Annotated in this window: 10 protein-coding genes; 4 read left to right on the top strand and 6 right to left on the bottom strand. The window is 61.2% G+C overall.

The window, feature by feature from the left end; all coding sequences use genetic code 11:
- Positions 1-3: 3 nt before the first annotated feature.
- The 3 genes from G5S37_RS17375 to G5S37_RS17365 form a co-directional block, all read right to left on the bottom strand.
- A complete protein-coding gene (locus G5S37_RS17375; protein WP_165205724.1) occupies positions 4-3,276 on the bottom strand; it encodes an AAA family ATPase in 3,273 nt (1,090 codons plus the stop codon).
- Complete coding sequence (locus G5S37_RS17370) at positions 3,273-6,611, bottom strand: AAA family ATPase (RefSeq protein WP_165205723.1); 3,339 nt, start codon at positions 6,609-6,611, stop codon at positions 3,273-3,275. Before G5S37_RS17370 ends, G5S37_RS17375 begins: the two co-directional genes overlap by 4 nt.
- Positions 6,612-6,685: 74 nt before the next feature.
- Positions 6,686-7,936, bottom strand: coding sequence for an MFS transporter (locus G5S37_RS17365; protein WP_165205722.1), 1,251 nt, complete (start codon positions 7,934-7,936; stop codon positions 6,686-6,688).
- Between the two features lie 310 nt (positions 7,937-8,246).
- Between G5S37_RS17365 and G5S37_RS17360 the strand changes: the two genes are divergently transcribed.
- From G5S37_RS17360 to G5S37_RS17345, 4 genes are all read left to right on the top strand, one after another.
- Complete coding sequence (locus G5S37_RS17360) at positions 8,247-8,978, top strand: response regulator transcription factor (protein ID WP_165205721.1); 732 nt, start codon at positions 8,247-8,249, stop codon at positions 8,976-8,978.
- Positions 8,975-11,461, top strand: coding sequence for a HAMP domain-containing sensor histidine kinase (locus G5S37_RS17355; RefSeq protein ID WP_165205720.1), 2,487 nt, complete (start codon positions 8,975-8,977; stop codon positions 11,459-11,461). Before G5S37_RS17360 ends, G5S37_RS17355 begins: the two co-directional genes overlap by 4 nt.
- Before the next feature lie 105 nt (positions 11,462-11,566).
- Positions 11,567-13,006: a Gfo/Idh/MocA family oxidoreductase gene (locus G5S37_RS17350; protein WP_165205719.1), complete on the top strand. Its 1,440-nt coding sequence runs from the start codon at positions 11,567-11,569 to the stop codon at positions 13,004-13,006.
- On the top strand, positions 13,003-14,241 hold the full coding sequence (locus tag G5S37_RS17345; protein WP_165205718.1) for a hypothetical protein: 1,239 nt from the start codon (positions 13,003-13,005) through the stop codon (positions 14,239-14,241). Before G5S37_RS17350 ends, G5S37_RS17345 begins: the two co-directional genes overlap by 4 nt.
- Positions 14,242-14,808: 567 nt before the next feature.
- Here the strand turns inward: G5S37_RS17345 and G5S37_RS17340 are convergent.
- The 3 genes from G5S37_RS17340 to G5S37_RS17330 form a co-directional block, all read right to left on the bottom strand.
- Positions 14,809-15,405 (bottom strand): D-Ala-D-Ala carboxypeptidase family metallohydrolase, encoded by a 597-nt coding sequence (locus G5S37_RS17340; RefSeq protein WP_165205717.1) that lies wholly within the window; start codon positions 15,403-15,405, stop codon positions 14,809-14,811.
- A gap of 334 nt (positions 15,406-15,739) precedes the next feature.
- The gene (locus G5S37_RS17335; RefSeq protein ID WP_165205716.1) at positions 15,740-16,441 is read right to left on the bottom strand and encodes a D-Ala-D-Ala carboxypeptidase family metallohydrolase; all 702 of its coding nucleotides are present in this window, start codon (positions 16,439-16,441) and stop codon (positions 15,740-15,742) included.
- A 142-nt stretch (positions 16,442-16,583) separates the two neighbouring features.
- Positions 16,584-17,936: a DEAD/DEAH box helicase gene (locus G5S37_RS17330; RefSeq protein ID WP_165205715.1), complete on the bottom strand. Its 1,353-nt coding sequence runs from the start codon at positions 17,934-17,936 to the stop codon at positions 16,584-16,586.
- Between the last annotated feature and the right edge of the window lie 22 nt (positions 17,937-17,958).

Below are 17,958 nucleotides of genomic sequence, written 5' to 3'. Positions count from 1 at the left end.
CCGTCAGTGGGTGTGAGTTGGTGTATCAGGGGTGGATGTTGGCTGTCCGTGGCAGACGGCCATAGCCAGGTCGCCAGCCTCCTCGTGAACGTCCCGCACCAGCAGCCCGGTGCGCAGGTCCAGCAGCGAGCTGTCGAGGCGCAACCAGGTGATCTGATTTCCGGTGTTGTCCGGAGCCGGCTCCCCCGTGCGCCGCGTCCGCACAGTGTTGAGCCGCATGTGGCCATTGAGGATCCTCGCGCGCACGCCGGAGGTCGCGGTCATCAGGCCCTGCAGGCCGGGGCCATCCACCACGCGGCGGCCTTCCTTGTTGGAAATGGAGATCACCTCCGCCATGGCAGAGGGAGTCCACTTCAAGGAGGCAATACTGTTCTGCGGCTCCGGCGCGTCATTCTTTTCAAAGTAGCCGTCGTATTCATCAAAGGGAGCGATATCCACTGTCCACGATTCGGTTTCGACCGCGGACTCGTGGCATACGGAAAGCAGGTGCCGCGCTCTCCACAGCAGGCGCAGGGCTCTGGCATAGTCCACATCGAGTGGCACCGCCTGGGCCAGCACTTCCGCAATGGCATGTGCAGCGAGTCGCTGGGAGAGCAGACGAGAGAGTACATCCTCCACCACCTCATGAGGCAGCACGTGCAGCCTGTCCTTCGGCTTCACAGGATCGCCTTTCATGGCGCGGGAGGCGGCGGCTCGCTTGCGGGCGAGCTCCTCGCGGTCGAGATGGTCTTCCAGTCGTTTCAGTCCGAAGCGTAGCGCCGAGCATTCGTCCCGCAGGCGGAAATACCAGGCGCGCAGGCGGGAGATGGCTCCGTCTACTTCCTGCTCAAAATTCCAACCATCCAGCCGCTCATCCGCCTCATCGATGAGGTCAAACGCTTCATCAATGAGATCCAACAATTCATCTTGCGTCACCGTGGCGGGCAAGGTGAAGAGGAACGGCGTCTGCTGCTGGGACTGCAGGTCAAAGGCCAACACACCGTCATCGCCCAGGGATACCCGTGCACTCATCGCATGCTGGGTGCCCATGGTCGCCATGAGGGCGGCGAGGGGCTCTACCAGATGAGTCTCCACCGCACGACGCAGCGAGCGGGCGCCATACGCGACGTCATGCCCCTTTTCAGCGAGATAGCGCACGGCGTCATTTTCCAGTGACACATTCACGCGGCGGTCGGTGACACCCTGCCGCTTCAGGACACGGTGGGCCATCACATGCGCGAGGTTCTCGATGTCCTGCCGTCTGAGTTCGTGGAAGGGCACGATGCGATCCAGGCGATTGAAGAACTCTGGTCGGAAAAATTTCTCCGCCGCCTGTCGATATGCCAGGAGATCCCCGGTCTCGCTTCCACCAAAACCGAGGCGCTGACGCGCCTGACGGGCGCCCAGATTTGAGGTGAGGATGATGATGCAGTTGCAGAAATCCGTCGTTTGTCCCTGCGCGTCCGTGAGACGTCCTTCACCCAGCACCTGGAGCAGCAGATCAAAGACATCCGGATGCGCCTTCTCCACTTCATCGAAGAGCAGCAGGGTGAAAGGCTGGCGGCGTACGCGTGAAGTGAGCTGGCCTCCACGTCCAGGTCCACCGATGAGGCGAATGGCCGCGTCATCACCGCTGTATTCATTCAGGTCGAAGCGGACCATGCGGTCCGCGCTTTCGAACACGATCTCGGCAAGAGCCTTGGCGCACTCCGTCTTGCCCACTCCTGTGGGTCCCAGGAAGAGCAGCGACCCCAGTGGTCGTCTGGGATCCTGCAGCTCGGCAGAAGCCATGAGAACGATGTCCATCATCGCTTCCACCGCGGCGGATTGGCCCATGATTTCGCATTCGAAATGCCAGCGCAGTTCATCGCGAGCGAGGCCGCCACCGCGGATCATGTCCAGGCTGATGCCGTGACGCTGTGCGAACCATTCCAGCACATTCGAGGCGGAGGTCGCTTGGCTGGCATCTCCGCTCGCGGTTTCTGATTTGAAGTTGTTTGCGAGAGCCTGGAGCATCTCCACCGCCTTCCCTGGGAAAGCGCGGGCGCGGCCAAAGCGTTGCTGCAGCCGGATGACTTCCGGCAGCACCTCCGGTGAGAACTGGCAACCGGGAGGCAGTTCCTGCATGGTGCGCACCAGGATGCGGAGTGTGGCGTCATCACCCGTCTCACGCACATGAATGACCTGGAACTGGCTCGCGAAAGCACGGTCCAACTCACGCAAACGGCCCCAGGCCTCAGGCGTGGCCTCTGCAAGCACCGGAATGGGTTCATGCTCCTGCCGAGCCTTCAGCACATGGCCCAGCGTGAGGTCACTTCCGGACGATCGGCCCGCCTCGAACAGTGCGAGCAAGTCATCCAGCACCAGCACGTGGCGCCCTTTCCGAATGGCGGCGAGCATGGCCGTCCAGCGTTCCTCCCACTGGCCGAGGTGGGACATGCCACTGATCACCCGTTGGGGAGATACCAGCCAATATTGGCCGCGGCGTCCCACGCCTGGTGTCTCGTTGGACTTGCGCACGCATTCGTGGATGATCGCTGTCTTGCCTGACTTCGGCCTGCCTACGAGCACGACCATGGGAGCTCTCATACTGATGCGGCGGAAGCTCGCCCACAGTTGGTTCACTTCCGTTTCCCGCAGGAGCGCGTGATGCAGATCATGCGGGTAGAGCCGGTCGAGGCAGCGCCCTACCTTCTGCAGTTCATGATCGCCATCCATCGGTTCATCATCGGCAAAGGAGATGAAGCGTGTTTTCGGCTTGGGCAGGCGTTGATTTCCCGTCAGCACCACTGGCAGGTGTGCCAGGTGGGGCTGGCTCCCGCAGAACCAGGGGTCTGCATCCAGGGAGTCCTCGGTGTCGCGTTCCAACTGCCGGAAGTGCGCAGTGATCGCATTGGAGGCCACATCACGAAGCTGCGTGCCCGTGGGCCATTCAAAGCTCAAGCCGCCCCTCGGCAGATGCGCAAGCCTCCGGCCGGAACTCTCAAACACCACGGCGAAGAAGGTGCCTTCCACGGCACGCTTCTTGAGCTCAATTCGCAGCCTCAGCGCGTGAGCCGTCATTGGTGGGCAAAAGCTCCACCAGAGCAGTTCACGGTGATTCGGCGCCACTGCCTGCTCCAGCAGGGCGGGATGCATCCGATCCCTCAGCCGGGACAGGGCGCGATCTTCGCGAATGTCACGCTCATCGTCAAAGTCGCCGTCCGGCGTGAACACCGGCCGTACGCGGAAGCGCGAGATCCCTTGATCATCGCGATGATGATCCACGCACACGGGAATGGTCAGGGTAAGCTTCATGCGAGTGCCTCGGCCAGGGCTGTCGCTCTCAAGGTTTGCAGAAGCCAGCTCTTCTCAAAGCGACCTTCCTTTCGCGTGTTGGCGGAACCTTCGCGTACGATCAGGCGCACGGGATCATACTGGCGGCAGATCACACCGGACTCCACGTCCGGCAGCCCCGCCAGATCCTGCAACAGCAGGGTGAATTTGCTTAGCTCCGGGAGATGATTCTCCGGTACCTGGATATCGATGCGGCATGCCCAGTCGTCCTTCTGCGGATCACTTTGCACAGAAGAATCCATTTTCTTATCCGAGGTCTCTTCGTCCTTTGATTTGCGTTTTGCTCTGGAGAGGTGAATGCCGGTTTCGTTTTTCAAATGCATGGCGGCGTTGGTGCCTTCGATCCACAGGGCGATGGCGCTGATGGATTCGGCATCGGTGTGCCAGAGTACCTCCTGCTCGCGCGTGGAGGGAGGAGCGTCCGCCAGCACGCGGAGTGCATCCTCCGTCAGCAGGCGCGCTGGCGTCTTTTTGTGAAACAGCCCGAGTCGCACGGAGGCTCCGAGTTCAACGGCGGCATCGTGATACACCCTGGCAAAGCGGAAGAGCGCCTTGCCTGGCTGGCCACGAATCACAAAGACGAGCCGCTTCGGCGGTGGTTGCCACAGGGCAAAGGTCTCCAGCACCAGATCCTCCCACCCTGTCATGGTCAGTGGCTCCCGTTGTCGCAGAATCTCCAACTCCTCCCGGTTCAGCGCGAGGATGAGGGCCTCCTCACGCGCGAGCTGGATATTGGCTTCGCCCTGCATGCGACTGAGACAGGTCTTGAGGCGGTCCAGCTCGGGATCGTGACCCTGCCACGTGTCTTTGCTTCTCCTGGCCACGCGGTCTTTCATGCGCTGGGCGCGCAGACGTTGCTCCATCAGCTTGGCTTTGGCCGCGAGTCCGTTCGTCATGGTGGAAATGAGCAGACGCTGGTAGGCCCGGCGTATGTTTGCCGCGAGGAAGATGCGCGACTGCAAGTCCGCTCGCGTGAGCGAAGCACTGGCGACCGGAGCTGCATTTGTGCCCGGGGCAGGCTGGGGGCTTTCGATACTCAAGCGCCCATCCACATCCAGCTCCACCCGCAGCGTGGCAGGTCCTTCCACATTCTGCACAAGGGAAGAGAGTGGCACGAGCAATTCCTCCGCCACACGGCGCTTCAAGGGGCGTGCACCGTAGCGCGGGTCATATCCCTTTGCGGCCAGGTGTCGCAGTGCGGGCTCCGTCACCTGCAGGCGGAGCTTCCTGCTGGCGAATCCTGACCGCAGGGAAACGGCATCGATTTCCCGACGTGTCAGCGAAAGCACGACCTCCTCCGACAGCGGTTGGTACGGCACAATGCGATCGATGCGGTTGAACATTTCCGGTCGCAACGTTTTCTGCACTGCGGAGGTGAAATGCTCCACCGCATCCCGCAGCGCGCTGCCGTTCGCATCAAATCCCATGCGTCCGAGTGCATACTCCTGGGCGCCGAGGTTCGAGGTCATGATGACCACGCAATTGCTGAAGTCCGCAGTGCGCCCTGCCGCATCCGTGAGGCGTGCCTCGCCAAGAACTTGCAGCAGCAGGTCGAAGACAGACGCATCCGCTTTTTCAAATTCATCCAGCAGCAACACATTGAAAGGCTGCTCACGCACTGCGGCGGTGAGAATGCCTTCCTTGCCATCGTGACGACCACTCACCAGGCGTTGCGCACTCCATGGCTGGCCATACTCACTCATGTCCAGACGGATCATGCGCTCGGGGCTTTGGAAGAGAAACTCGGCCAGCGCCTTGGCCATCTCCGTCTTGCCTGTACCGGTGGGGCCGATGAAAAGTAGCGAAGCCAGCGGCCTGCCGGGGCGGGTGAGTCCGGCCTTCAATTGGGCGATGACACTCACGATGACGTCCACCGCAGCATCCTGCCCCTGCACGCGCCGCTGAAACCAGGTTCGCGTCTCAGCAAGGTCGAGTGGTTGCTGTGGATCGAGTAGATGGCGCGGCATGCCAGTCTCCGCGGAGAATGCGGCATACACCTCCGCTTCCTCGATGAGGGTATCCTTCTCCGCAGCTTCATGCAGGCGCTGCATGAAGCGCAGTGGTGCTCCCGGAAAGGCCGCGTATCCCATGAAGCGATGGTGCAGCGTAGCAATGCGCTGGAGGGCATCGCGCGTGAAGCGTCCCCGATCGCGACCCATCTTGATGGAGGAGGAGAGCAGGATGGCGCTTTCCGCTTCGCGCGAGGGCTCTTCCACTTTCAGGATGCGGAAGGCTTCACTGAGACGCGGATCATTCTTCTCGATCACCGCCATCTGCTCCGGCGTGCACTCCACGATGACCTGGATGTCCCGCCGGACGAGATGCGGACGCAGGAAGCTCGCGATGCTCTCCGAGCCCGCGGAGCTCTGACCCACATTCATCAGCTCAAAGAGATTTCCCAGGAAGAGGATGATGGGCTTTTGTTTCGCAGACTCTACCAAGTCACGGCACCGCTTCTGCCACATGCCAAAGCCGCATGCTCCCGCGATGAGACGCGAACCGCTGCTGCGGTAGAGGGTCTTTTCACCGAGTTTAAGATCTCCACTGCGCCGCACCAGCTCCTGCACCAGGGCTGTTTTGCCCACGCCGCCGGGGCCCATCAGGAGAATGCTTGGTTTGTCCGGAAGCGAAAGGATGCGCGCGAGATGCGCCAGGGTTCCCTGCATCTCATACGCCTGTTGCATGAAGGGACCCTCCATGCGTGTGCAGAGCTGCTCCACGGCGTCAGGGCCCTTCTCCGTGGTATTCAGACGCTTCCATCTGTCGCGCGTGGATTCGAGTAGTGGAGTCCAGGGAAGGGACTGCAGCTTGAAAGTGCCGCGCTGCAGCAGCGCCATCTGCAGGTGGGATGTATTCCATCCATCGCGCTTGATGGCGGAGAGCGCATGCTCCTTGAGCATCTCGGGCAGGGTGCCTCGGTTTGGCGCGATGACCGAAATGGAAAGCGCAGGAATCACGGCAATCATCTGTCCGCCCTGCTCCCAAATCAGCGCATCGAGCTGGATATCCATGGGCTCGCGCCAAGCTTCGGTGCGTTTGCCTGGGGCCACCGACAGCTCGATCGTCGTAATCTCCGGCTGGCCGAGCACCAGCCGCCTGCTGATTTCATCGAGCGGAAGCGCCTTGAGAAGTTCCTCGCCTACATCAATCAACGCAAAGCGAGCCCGGCGTTCACGATGTGCCAGCGTCGACAGCTCGGGAAACAACAGAAACTCGATGAACAACTGCGACGCCCCCTCCGCACTGTCTTCCAGAGTGCGGGTGACGAGATGCAGTGTGGCGGAGACTTCAGACATGAGCGCGCATCCAACACGAAACGCGTACGAAATGCCAGTGTCTTTGCGCGTGATTCACGAAGATAAGATAAGGATCACACCATCGGCGCATCTTCACCCATGGCGGGCGATGCATGTCCAGTCTTTGCTTTGACTCTTACCTCGGGAATCGTCAGAAGTATGCCCATCGACACTGCCGCGAAGACGCCGCAGAGCGTCACCAGGGCAAAGAAGTTCTGTGTGGCGCTGTAGATCAGGCCGCCGATCTGCACTGCGGTGATCAGACTGATGGCCTGGCAGAAACTCATGATGGATTGGTACGTGGGGCGACGGCGATGCGGGCAAAGTTCAGCCACGAAGGTGAGATCTCCCACGCGCTCAGCAAAAACTCCGAAACCCCACACGAAGAAGACGACCAGAAATCCGGTGAAACTCGTGACCCACGGCAGCGAGAGGCACAGAGCCAGGCAAAGCGCCCGTGAGAAGAGCATCACGAGGCGTCCGCCGTGGCGATTGCCCCACCATCCGGCGAAGATATTGCCGAAGAGCGCGCCGATCATCTGAGCGAGCAGCAAAAGGCCAGCGTCCGCGGTGCTCCGGCCAGTCACGGTGAGGGCGTGGATACTCAGGAAGGCCACCATCATGAGGTACCCTGTGCCGGTGAACCGCACGAGGATGAAGCGTTTCAGCTTCGGCTGCGAGGAGAGAAGTTTGGGCAGTTCGCGGATGTAGGCGCCGTAGGAGGGGCGGGGAAGGCGGAGCAGATTCGTACCCACGGCTTCCTTCATGCTCCATTGCGAGATGGCTGAGAGGAATAGAAACCCAAAGCAGATGAGGTGCAGCCACGCATACCCCTGCACTCCGGGATGATGGGTGAACATCCAATGAATCACCGGGCCAGCCGACAGGCCGATGATGCCTTGTATTAAATAGCGAATGGCCCAGCCGGAGGCTCGCAGGTGCTCCGGGATCATGCGCGTGACCATTTCCATCCATGCCTGTACCGCCACCCCTCCCACCAGTCCGGACATGATGGGCGTGAGCACGACTACCGGGAGAATGAATCCCGCCGCCTGGGGAGCCAGCAGCATGAAGATCCCGGCGATGAGATATGGCAGACGCTGCAGCACCCCGAAGCCACAGACAAAAGGCTTGTGCCGGTGAAGCTGCTCCACATACGGCGCGGAGACCAGGCCGGGCAGGGCAAACATGGCCGGCAGAATCACCGGTAGCAGGGCGATGAGCCAGTTGGGTCCGCCGAGGTCTTTTACAAAAACCGGCAGCACCGTCTCCGGAGCCAGGAAGGCGAGCCCCGCCATGTAGAACCCACCTTCCAGGCAGTGCATCCAGAAGTTGCGTTGTAAGTGCGGGAGGTGAGGGCTCGACATCAGGTGGTCTCTGTCAGTCAGCGTCAGCGGGCGAAAGGCGTGAACGAAGCGGAGGGTCGGGATAGTTGCAAATGGGAGTTAAGAGTTATGGGTTAGGAGTTAGGAAGAAAATCTTGGGTGGTTGTTTTGTCCCTGCGCATCACTCGTAGCCCCTAACCCTTGCCCTCTAACTTTTTACCCAGCCTTTACAGAAATGAACGGGCGGCGGTGGGAGCTTGTCTTGTCCCGTTCAGTTTGCTCGTGTTAGAGTAGCCCCCATACCTTCGCCATGCCCTCCCGTACCGTTCTCGTCGTGGAAGATGACGCCGCCATCCGCCGTGGCGTTCAGGATGCGCTTCAGTTCGCGGGCTACACCACTCTGACTGCTGCCGATGGCAAGGAGGGCACGCGGCTGGCGCTCACGGCCACCTTCGACCTCATGCTTCTGGACCTCGTGCTGCCGCACGCCAGCGGGTTTGACATTCTCAAGGCCCTGCGCGCCGAGCGTCCCGGCACGCCGGTGATCATCCTCTCCGCCCGTGGCGAGGAGAATGACCGCGTGCGTGGCCTGCGCCTGGGGGCGGATGATTATGTGGTGAAGCCCTTCAGCGTGCGTGAGCTGCTGGCCCGGGTGGATGCGGTGCTGCGCCGCGCGCCGGAGAGGCAGCCGGTGCAGGAAAAGGCGAAACTCCCCTGTGGCACGGCGGATTTCGCCACCGGAGAGCTGCGCTATGCGGACGGCACCCGCACCGAGCTCTCGGATCGTGAGCGTGAGTTGCTGCGCTATTTCTCCCAGAATCGCGGCCGGGTGGTCTCCCGCGATGAACTGCTCCAGCACGTGTGGCGTATCACACCCAATCATACCGAGACCCGCACGGTGGACATGCATGTGGCGAACCTGCGCCAGAAGCTGAAGGATGACGCCGCCTCGCCCGTACTGATCGTGACCGTGCGTGGCAAGGGGTACCGCTTCGACGGCGGCGGGAGTCCTGCTGTGACCGGAACAGAGATGCAGGCATGAATCGCCCCGTTCACACCTGGCTGGTATTTCTCGGATGTCTCGCTCTTCTGTTTGGAGCGATGGGCTGGGTGACCCTGCATACGCTCAATCTGGAGCGTGAGCGGCAGAATACGGCTCAAGAAGCGGCGAACAAGGAGCGCGTGCGCCTTGCCTTGTGGCGTCTCGATTTCCAGGCCAGTACCCTGGTGATTCGTGAGAATGCTCGACCGCCCGAAGCCTTCCGCGCCTTCCATGCGCCGGAGGGCTTTTTCAATCGCGACAATACCGAGGTGAAGAAGGGCGAAGTGCTCGCTCCCTCTCCGCTCCTGGGCGTGCCGCCGGATCTGGTGATGCTCCATTTCCAGCTTGATGGTCAGGGCCGTGCTTCTTCTCCCCAGGCGCCTTCGGGCAATGCGCGTACCCTGGCCCTGCAGAACTATCTGGACCCTGCGGACATCCAGAACGCGGAGACGCGTCTGCAACAGCTTCGCAACTTGCTGGCCAAGCCGGGGAATGGCGAACGGTTGGGCACTCCGCAAGTATCCGGGCGAGAAATCATGCGCGATGAAGTCAGCGCGGCGCCTGCGCTCTTGAGCAATGGACAAATACTGTGTGCCTGGAACTCCTTCGATCCGAAGAATCTTCCAGCCGGTGCGCCTGTGGTGAACAGCGGCACCGTCGTTGTACCGTCTCCGGGCGAACCTGTGGCTGCTCCCGTTCCTGTTCCTGCCAAGGCCGTTGAGCAGCAGACCCTGGGCAAGGACACGTACGCTCAGGGGAGTTCCTTCATGTATGAAAACGCCCTGAGGAAGAACATTGTGGAGTCCCAGAAGGTGGAGACTCTTCCCCAGCAACTTCAGACGAAGGAGGGTAGGGCAGCCTCCCAGGTGAGGAATTGGAGCTCCAGTGAAGGTGTGGAAAAGAAGGAAGGGGACCTGCAGTTGTCCTCTTCTTCGTCTTCCCCCTCATCGTCCGCACCCGGTCGCCCCAAGGCGGCTGTCACCAAGAAAGGCAACGCCAGCACTTCAGATGCGAAGCCCACGGAACAGGCCGGCGGATTCAGGGGTGAACTCCAATCGTCCGTCGCCATGTCCGGTCAAAAGCAGATGGAAGTGCCACAGCAGCGTGACAGCGCCGTGGGGGCGGACCGCTCCCAGCATCTCCAACTCGACCAGGCACTCCCGAAGCAGCAGGGACAGATCGACATGGAGGCGGCGAAGAAGAGCGATCTACGAGGCACCTTGGGTGGGGCGCAGCAGCCATCATTCCCCGATCCCCAGCCGCAGGTCGTAGCCAATGCCGGTACCCTTGAGGCGAATACGAGATTGTCGGCGAATGCACCGATTTTCACCATGCCTTCTTCGCCGGTCACCGTGGCGCCCGCCGCGCCGCAGCCTGCACCTCCCGCGACTACGCCTCTGATCGCCACCGCGAAGCCACTCCAGGGATTCTGGATTGAGGACACCTTGCTACTTACGCGTGAAGCCACGCTCGACGGTTCCCGCGTGCTGCAAGGCGTGTGGCTGGACTGGCCGAAGCTGCGTGATCAGTGGCTTGCTCAAGTGCGTGACCTTTTCCCCAATGCCACACTGGTGCCTGCAACCAATGCGTTGCCGGATCAGCCGGTGCTGGATGATCCGCTTCGTCTTGCTTCACTGCCGGTGAGGTTGGTGACCGGAACCTTTGCCACCGTGCGCGTTCCTTTTTGGACGCCCATGCGCTCTTCGCTCGCGGTGGCGTGGTGCTGCGTCGGTCTGGCGGGAATCGCGGTCGGTGCAGTGCTCTTCGGTACGGTGGCATTGAGTGAGCGCCGCGCGGCTTTCGTTTCCGCGGTGACACATGAGTTGCGTACGCCGCTCACCACCTTCCGCCTGTATTCGGAAATGCTCGCGAGCGGCATGGTGCGGGATGAAGAGCAGAAAAAGAACTACCTCGGCACACTGGAGGCGGAGGCGGGGAGATTGAGCCACCTCGTGGAGAATGTGCTCGCGTATGCCCGCATCGAGCGTGGCAGCGCCCGTGCCCAGGTGGAGAGTGTGAGCATCGGAGACATTCTCGATCGCGTGGTACCGCGTTTGCGTCAGCGCGCGGAGCAGGCTGGCATGGAGATTGCCGTGGATGCTAGTGAGGAAGAGCGCAAAACCATGCTGCGCGTGGATGTGGCCGCATTGGAGCAGATTCTCTTCAACCTCGTGGACAACGCCTGCAAGTACGCGGCTCCGCGCGCGGCGGACAAGACCATTCATGTGCAGGCTGCCACACGCGGACCGCTTGCCATGTTACGCGTGCGCGACCACGGAGCCGGCATTTCCCCGCAGGAGCGTCGAAGAGTTTTCCGTCCCTTCCACAAGAGCGCGGACAAGGCGGCACACTCCGCCCCCGGCGTGGGCTTGGGGCTGGCTTTGTGTGAACGTCTCAGCAAGGCGCTTGGTGGTAAATTGAGCCTGGAGAAGAGCCCCTCTGGTGCGGGCGCCAGCTTTGTATTGGAACTGCCTCGGGCGTGAAGCGGGGCGATCCGGAAAGGGGCGCCTCGTTACCGGAGGTGGGATGGATGAATCCCTATTTCCCTTGCCCAGCCGGGGCGCTCCCCTCTACATTGGCAGACTTCCATGAAATCCGCTTCTGCTTCCACACCTGACTCCGCGCCGCGCACGTCCCGCCGTCGTTTCCTTGTGCAATCCGTCGCTGCACTGGGATTCCCCACCATCATTCCTGCCACGGCACTGGGGAAGGGGAGACCGGCGCCCTCGGAGCGCATCAATGTGGGTGTCTTTGGCTGGGGCACGATTGCCACGCACTGGACGGGCAATTTCCTCAACAATGAAAAGTGCCAGGTCATCGCCGTGGCAGACCCGGTGAAGGAAGGCACGAACTACGGCTACAGCGGCGAGATGAAGGGCGGCCGCGAAATCGGCAAGGGCATCATCGATCAGCACTACTCCACCTTTTCCAAGAAGGCCTCCAAGAGCTGCACCGCCTACGCCGACTTCCGCGAGATGCTGGAGAAGGAAGACCTCGACGCCGTGCAGATCTGCACGCCGGATCACTGGCACTGCTACCAGACCGTGACATGCGCTCGCAAGGGCATCCACCTCTACGGACAGAAGCCCCTCTCACTGACCATCGGTGAAGGCCGCCAGATGGTGGAGGAAGTGAACAAGGCCGGCGTCACCTGGCAGACAGGCAGCCAGCAGCGCAGCGATTTGTATTTCCGCATGGCGTGCGAGTTCGTGCGCAACGGTCGCATCGGCAAGGTGAAGCGCGTGCGCATCGGCCTTCCCGGCGGGCACAAGGACTGGAACAAGTGGGGGAACCGCACCGCACCTGAGGCACCTCCCGCAGACTTCGATTATGACATGTGGCTTGGACCAGCCTCGCAGATGGAGTACCGCCCGGCCCTGCTGCCGCTGAACTGGAGGCACAACTACAACTTCTCCGGCGGCATGATCACCGACTTCGGTGCGCACCATATCGATATCGCCCAGTGGGGCATGGATCGTGAGAACACCGGTCCCGTGGAGCTCAAGAACATCAAGGGCGAGATGCCTGCGAAGGATGCGCTCTACAACACAGCCACCGCATTCCATTTCGAAGCCGTGTTCGATGACGGCCTGACGTATGTCATTGCGGATGAATCCGAGAAGATCATGCCTGAGGTGGCGGCGTTGGAGAAGGACCCTGAGAAATTCGGCCACTCTGGTATCTTCTTTGAAGGAGAGAATGGCAAGTGGATCTGGGTGAACCGCGGCAAACTGCAGGCGAGCTCACGTGAGATCCTGGCAGAGAAGATTCGCCCTGAGGAAATTCACCTCTACGAGAGCAAGGATCACACGGACAACTTCCTCGACTGCGTGTACTCCGGCAAGCCGGTGGTGGCGCCCATTGAGGCGGCGCACCGTACCATCAGCATCTCGCACATGGGGAACATCGCCCTCCGACTGGGGCGCTCGAGCATCAAGTGGGATCCGAAGGCGGAGAAATTTGGTGATGACGCCGAGGCGAACGCGATGCTGAAGCGTGAGTATCGGAAACCCTGGACCCTTGCTTGATCCGTCTCGGAGCACGACTCGTCTTCTGCCTGCTGCTGTGCCTGTTTGGGCGCGCGGTCATGGGCCATCCTTTTGATGGGGATGGCACCGGACCTGCGCGTGCAGGCAGCAGCAATGTACAGGTATACCTGTATGTGGAGCCCTATACCTGCCGCGTAGAGTGCCTTGTATGGATGCCCACCGCGCTGAACCTGCAGGGCCTACCACCCGGCACAGAATTGGTGCTGCCGGATGCGGTGAAGCAACAGGTGCTGGAGAAGGCACGTGACGAGGCCGCATCGTGGTGCGTGTTGCGTATCGACGGCACGGAAGTGAAGCCGGAACGCAAGGGCGCGGAGGTGCTGAAAGGCAGGCCTGGGAATAGCGATCAGATCAAGCCGGAGGAGCCTGTCGCGGTCATGGACACCATGTTGGGATTGTCCTGGGAGTTTCACGCACCTGCGACCCTCGACAAGGTGGAGTTGGAATGGCGTGGATTTGGCGGCGTGGTGCAGGCCGTGCCAGTCACCGTGGTTTATGGACCCACGATGGAGGCGGGCATGGTGCTCACGCCTTCTGCGCCTGCTTCAGTATGGAAGAACGGAGGCCGTGTGCCTCCCGCGCCTCCGCTGTCGAAGGTGCCCACGGTTGAAACTTCCCGAATCAATGCGCCTGCCTCCGCGCTCCTCTCTGGAGCCGTATTGGTGGTCGCCTTGGTGTGGGCATGGCGCAGCTCGAAGCGGGGTATGGCGCGAGTGGTGGCACCGGGTGCTTTTGCCGTGGTCGGCTGTGTTGTTGCAGTGCTTGTGGCACCCGGCGTCACCTGGTCTGCCAGGCTCTCGCCTGATAAGACACTCACCCAAGAGGAGGCTGGCAAGATTCTCGAACCCCTGTTGCGCAATACCTATCGTGCCTTTGATCAAAGCAGTGAGTCCGCCATCTATGACGTGCTGGCGCGCAGTGTGCACGGTCCTCTTCTGGAAAAGCTCTATCTCCAGACCGTGCGAGCTCTCACGCTGGAAGGCATGGACGGCACGCGTGTGAAGATCACCGACATGGCAGTGAACGTCGATCGCGTGTTGCCGCACGAGGATGGTTTCATTGCCGAAGGTCAGTGGACCGCTGTGGGAACCGTAGGACACTGGGGTCACCTGCACCAGCGCATCAATCGTTACACCGCGCGACTGACACTGGAGCCGATTGGCAATGCGTGGAAGATCACCGGCCTCGAAGTGCTGGAAGAGCGCCGCATGTAGCAAGGCAAGTCCTCCCATAGGCCACAACTTAAGTTGTCATGGCTGTTTTGTCCCGGAGGGACAGCGGATGGTAGCTGGTCGGTGGAGGGAGTCTAGACGACCGCAACCACCGGATCACGTTGTCAAAAAGATGCTCCGTCCCGGATGGGACGGCGGGGGAAGGTCGCTGGGTGGATGACGGTGGCGTCACCTTGGTACACCTTCCGGCGTACCCTTCGGGACGCCATCATGGTATCGCCATAGATCCGGTGGTTGCGGTCGCTGAGGTTGCCTTCGTTCCTCAGGCTTCACGGTTAGCGCTTCGCGTGCAGTCTTGCCGCTCACGCGGCATGGTGTTCTCCACCGACCGGCTACCATCCGTGCTCCCTCCGGGAGCAAATTTCACATGCCACACAAATTGAAACGGGCTGATACCCTTACCATTGTTAAGCTGGCGCCTATGGACAAGTCTTCCCCAAGCAGCGGCGGCTCCAGCTGCTGACTTGCTTGCACGAAAAGAGCGACGTCCCGTCTTGCGGGACGCCGCTCCTTTGGGAGACACTGGAACAGTAGGTTCTTTGGAGGGCTTTAGCCCTGCCAGTCGGCATTCTTGCCGCGGGTGTCGATGTGCGTGAAACCAGGGTAGCGGCCAATGCCACCCTTGAAGTAGCCTTGGGAACGGAGGGCTTCGGCAGCTTCAGCGACCTTGGAAGGTGCGCAGTCGAAGTGCAGGTCCAGCGCCACATTCAGCATGTGCTGGGAGTGGGTGGCAGCGCCCGTGCAGGCGGCATTGTAAGCCGGGCTGCGGTAGGCACTGATCACGGCCTGCAGAGGCACGCCGAGCTTTTCCCGGAGCTTGTCCGCGACCTTGAGGGTCGGAGGCATCTTGGTCCAGAGTTCGCGGGGGGGGAGGGAGTTCTTCACCTTGCCGCGCACCTTGTAGTGGGGCATGAGCACCTCCGCGGGCTTGATGAAAATGAGGCCGAGTCCCGTGAGAAACGTCTCATATTCCTTGCCCATCTTGTCCAACTCGGCGGCTGTCGGAGTGCTGTCCTTTTCTTCATGGCCTTCACCAGTCTTGCTGGTTTCGGTCTTGCTGCCGGTCTCGTCCTTGCCGAAGAGCCAGGAGGTCTGGCCAAAGGCAAGGGTTCCACCAGCGAGTGCTCCAAAGAGCGATTTTACCATGCGGCGCCTTCCGATCAGCATATCATGAGATGCCAGGGAGGAGGTGCGCGGTGTATGCAGTAGCGAGGGCTGTTCCTGTTCCATGTCGTTTGGGGCGTCCGGAAGGCTCGATCTCTTTCGGCCTGCAATCGGAGGCTCTTGTATGACAGGTTGACCTAATCGCTGTTCACAGAATTTTGCGCTTATCTGAGATTATTTTATTTTGTCCATAAGGCGGTCAAAAAATGCGCCATGGAATGACAAAATATGCGTGATGCGCAGGGGAAATGAATGCATCTTGCGATGGTGATGGCATGATGCACGGCCAAAATTTTGGCTCGATGCGCACGTTATCTCACCAGTCGGCATTCTTGCCGCGGGCATCGATATGCGTGAATCCTGCATAACGCCCGATGCCACCCTTGAAGAAGCCTGTTGCGCGGAGTGCTTCGGCGGTTCTCACCACCTGATCCGGTGCGCAATCATACACGAGATCGAGCGCCAGATTCTGCATGTGACAGGATGCCTTGGCTGCGCCAGGGCATGCAGCATTGTAGGCCGGGCAGCGATAGGCGCTCGCGATGGAGTCCAGACGCGCGCCCAGTTGGTGCCGTATTTCATCCGCTACTCGCAGGGTGGTGGCAATGTTCGACCACAGCTCGCGTGGCGGCAGGCAATTTGCCACGGTTCCGCGTACCTTGAAATGAGGGCGGAGGATCTCCAGCGGCGTCAAGTGTCGCAGGTTGAGTGTCGCGAGGAAGGTCTCGTAGTCGCGACCATGGGCATCAAGAACCACCGGCACAGGCCGGGATTGCCGCTCCACCATCTCCCGCCGCCGGCGTATGCTGGGATGCTCTTTGATGCTGTCCCAGAACCGTTGCATCGTGTCCGCGAACTCCTCGCGGCGACTCCCTGCAATCCATGGGTATCCCAGGTAGCCGGCAGCACCTCCCAAGGCCGTGCCCATCAGGCCCTTGATTACAAGCCTTCTCGCCACGCTTTCATCCGGGAGTCGTGGAGACGGGCTGGCAGTCGGAGTGCGTAATTTCTTCGACATGGGCGGGAGAGGGTGCCAGCCATGCACGGGCCTTCTCAGCCCGCGAGCAAAGCGTCTGGTTGAGACAGCGGGAAATGCCCGCTGTTCAGGATTTGTTCCGCACCCCTCCGGTGGGGAACTCAGCTATGTCTCTGGCGGCTTCCTACCGTGGGCCGCGGCTGCGCTGTCCCGAGCCAGAGCCAGAGCTCCGGCCTCCTCCATCGCGAGACCGCCCTCCGCCTCGATTGCCTCCCTCACGGCGCTCGCCCCTGCCGCCGCCACCGCCGGATGACGATCCCTGGCGTCGGCTGTAGTTGTGAAGCACCCTGGGTTTCTGCTCCCTCTCGCGGGCTTCCGGCTGCGCGGCAGCGGAGGGCTGCGCGCTGTAGTCAAAATCCTCTGCCTTCTTGCGCGGCAGACCCCGCCCAATGAAGCGCTCCAGCGAGCGGAGTGCGGACTGGTCTTCAGACGTGACAAAGCTCAGTGCATCGCCAATCGCCTGGGCGCGTCCCGTACGGCCAATGCGGTGGACGTAGTCCTCGGCATGCATGGGGAAGTCGTAGTTCACCACGTGCGAAATGCCATCCACGTCGATGCCGCGGGCTGCGATATCAGTGGCCACCAGTACACGCACAGCACCGCTCTTGAAATCAGCCAGCGCGCGCAGGCGCTGGTTCTGCGAACGGTTTGAGTGGAGCGCGGCCGTCTTGATGCCCCGGCTTTCAAAGAAGCGTGCGAGGCGGTCCGCTGCGTGCTTCATCTTGCAAAATACCAGCACCATGTTGAACCCGGGATCCTTCATCAGGTGCAGCAGCAGCGCGGGCTTCAAGTGTTTGGGCACTTCGTAGACCCACTGGGTGACCGTCTCGGCGGGGTTGGAGCGCCGACCGATTTGCACCTGCTTCGGGCGATGCTGGAACTCATGGGTGAGCGTTTCGATCTCCTTCGAAAGCGTGGCGGAGAACATCAGCGTCTGCCTCTTTGGAGGCAGTTCCTTGATGATGCGGCGGATGGAGGGCAGGAAGCCCATGTCCAGCATGCGGTCAGCCTCATCCAGCACGAGATGCTCAAGGGCACGGAAGTTCCCGTGCCGCTGGTTCATCAGATCGAGAAGACGACCGGGAGTGGCAATCACGATGTCTGCGCCTCTGCGCAACGCTTCGATCTGGGGGCGCTCGCCCACGCCTCCGAATACCGTGGCGACCCGCAGCGGCAGATGCTTGGCATAGGCCTTCACATTCTCCTCAATCTGCACGACGAGCTCGCGGGTGGGGGCGAGGATGAGCGCCTTGATGCCCCGCAGGGGACCCTGGCCGGTGATGGCAGCCAGCTTGGTGAGCAGCGGCAGGGTGAAGGCAGCGGTCTTGCCAGTGCCCGTCTGGGCGATGCCAATGACGTCATGGTCTGCCATCACTTCCGGGATGGCTGCGGACTGGATGGGCGTGGGCTCGGTGTAGCCAGCTTCGCTGATGGCTTTGAGAATGCGGGCGTCGAGGCCCAGGGCGCGGAATGGCATGAGCCGGCTACTATCCGTCAAA

This window comes from Roseimicrobium sp. ORNL1, from assembly GCF_011044495.1.
In the GTDB taxonomy this organism is placed as follows: Bacteria; Verrucomicrobiota; Verrucomicrobiia; order Verrucomicrobiales; family Verrucomicrobiaceae; genus Roseimicrobium.
Note: the sequence above shows the minus strand (reverse complement) of the source record. Positions and strands in the feature narration are given on the sequence as shown.

Coding starts and splice junctions, on each gene's coding strand:
- G5S37_RS17375 (WP_165205724.1), bottom strand. CDS start 3,276: ATGAAGCTTACCCTGACCATTCCCGTGTGCGTGGATCATCATCGCGAT.
- G5S37_RS17370 (WP_165205723.1), bottom strand. CDS start 6,611: ATGTCTGAAGTCTCCGCCACACTGCATCTCGTCACCCGCACTCTGGAA.
- G5S37_RS17365 (WP_165205722.1), bottom strand. CDS start 7,936: ATGCACTGCCTGGAAGGTGGGTTCTACATGGCGGGGCTCGCCTTCCTG.
- G5S37_RS17360 (WP_165205721.1), top strand. CDS start 8,247: ATGCCCTCCCGTACCGTTCTCGTCGTGGAAGATGACGCCGCCATCCGC.
- G5S37_RS17355 (WP_165205720.1), top strand. CDS start 8,975: ATGAATCGCCCCGTTCACACCTGGCTGGTATTTCTCGGATGTCTCGCT.
- G5S37_RS17350 (WP_165205719.1), top strand. CDS start 11,567: ATGAAATCCGCTTCTGCTTCCACACCTGACTCCGCGCCGCGCACGTCC.
- G5S37_RS17340 (WP_165205717.1), bottom strand. CDS start 15,405: ATGGTAAAATCGCTCTTTGGAGCACTCGCTGGTGGAACCCTTGCCTTT.
- G5S37_RS17335 (WP_165205716.1), bottom strand. CDS start 16,441: ATGTCGAAGAAATTACGCACTCCGACTGCCAGCCCGTCTCCACGACTC.
- G5S37_RS17330 (WP_165205715.1), bottom strand. CDS start 17,936: ATGCCATTCCGCGCCCTGGGCCTCGACGCCCGCATTCTCAAAGCCATC.